This is a genomic window from Psychrobacter sp. 1Y4, assembly GCF_051847555.1.
The window spans coordinates 1-1,716 of record NZ_JBPYDE010000045.1 but is presented as its reverse complement, the minus strand read 5'-3'; the positions used below and the strand labels follow the sequence as shown (position 1 = coordinate 1,716).

General features: G+C 45.0%; 2 protein-coding genes. Both read left to right on the top strand.

Translation table 11 applies throughout. The features are described 5' to 3' along the window. Nucleotides 1-1,096, top strand: a 1,096-nt coding sequence (locus ACS8FC_RS14000) for a 16S rRNA (cytosine(967)-C(5))-methyltransferase (protein WP_439297205.1), incomplete at its 5' end; no start/stop codon positions are given. Between the two features lie 46 nt (nucleotides 1,097-1,142). Further along, on the top strand, nucleotides 1,143-1,716 hold a 574-nt coding region (locus tag ACS8FC_RS13995), incomplete at its 3' end, for a PALP domain-containing protein (protein ID WP_459112958.1).

The window sequence follows — 1,716 nt, the reverse complement described above, 5'->3', positions numbered from 1 at the left end:
GAATTGGCTTGCCTATCAGCTTAAGCAAGATTGGAGTGAGCAGTACGATGCGCTGACCCAAGGCTTACGCCAAGCGGCACCGATGTTTTTACGAGTCAACTCGGCAGCTACTCCAGTAGAGGATTATCAACAGTCACTGTACGGCGCAGAAATTGATACAGATATCGTTGAGCTAACGACTGGTTTTAACGTAGCAAACTCGTCAGAGACTACTACAACACTATCGACCAAAGGCTTAAGACTGCATCAGACTACCGCTGTCAATGCTTTGCCACATTTTGCTGAAGGCATCGCTAGCGTGCAAGATATGCATGCTCAGCTTGCGGCACCTATCATCAATAAAGCGTTAATGGCGAAACTCAGCGCTGAAAAATCTGATACGGAAAATACGAATAACGAGATACATATTCTAGATGCTTGTGCTGCGCCTGGTGGCAAGCTGGCTCATTGGTTAGAGTTACTCAGCTCAAATGACGCTTCATCGTTGTTTCACGTGAAACAAGACGATGCAGAAGCAACTTCGCCAGTGTCTAAAATTAAGCTAACGGCTATCGATAACGAAGCACCGCGCATCGAACGTATTTATGACAATTTACAGCGTCTCAATCTAAAACAGCAAGATTTAGAGCAAGCTGAGAAAAATATCGCCCTTAACGTTATCTGCGCTGATGCCACCAGATGGCAGCATGGCAAAAATAAAAAAGCCGCCACCAATGAGCCAGTATTTGATGCGATATTATTGGATTCTCCTTGTACTGCGACGGGCGTGATTCGTCGTCATCCTGATATCAGTATCTTGCGTACCGAAGAAGACATCGAGCAAACGGCATTGCTGCAAGCCGATATTTTGCATAACTTATGGCCACAACTCAAAGCGGGCGGTTATCTACTGTACGTCACATGCTCTATCTTAAAGCAAGAAAACGTCGAGCAAATGCAGGACTTTATCAGTCATCATAATGATGCGGTAGCGATTGAGTTTACCGACGATTGCAATTGGGGCATCGCCCAAACCATCGGTCGTCAGTGCTTGCCGATTGATATCGAGAGCGGTGATGGTTTTTATTATGCGCTGTTGCAGAAGACTGCTGAATAAATCACTTTTAACTATTGAATAACATTATTGTAGACAGGACAATCTAATGAAATATATCAGTACTCGTGGTCAGACAGCACCGATGGACTTTAGTGATGTGCTATTAATGGGTCTTGCGCCAGATGGTGGTTTGATGTTGCCTGAGCATTATCCAACGATTGATAGCGCTGTGCTTGATGAGTGGCGTACCCTGAGCTATCCAGAGCTGGCACTCGCGATTATGCAGCGTTTTGCTACAGACATTCCTTATGCGGATCTAAAAGACATTATTGATCGCACATATACCGCTGACGTTTTTGGTAGTGACGATATCGTGCCTGTCCGCAAGCTTGAAGACAACTTATACATTTTAGGATTATCAAACGGTCCAACGTTGGCATTTAAAGACGTGGCTATGCAGTTCTTGGGCAATGCCTTTGAATATGTCCTTAAAAGAAAAGAGGCACGTATCACCATTATTGGTGCAACCAGTGGCGATACAGGTAGTGCAGCGGAATACGCCCTACGCGGTAAAGAAAACGTCGAAGTCTTTATGCTATCACCGCATGGCAAAATGAGTGAGTTTCAGCGGGCGCAAATGTACAGCTTGACTGATGATAATATCCACAATATCGCGATCG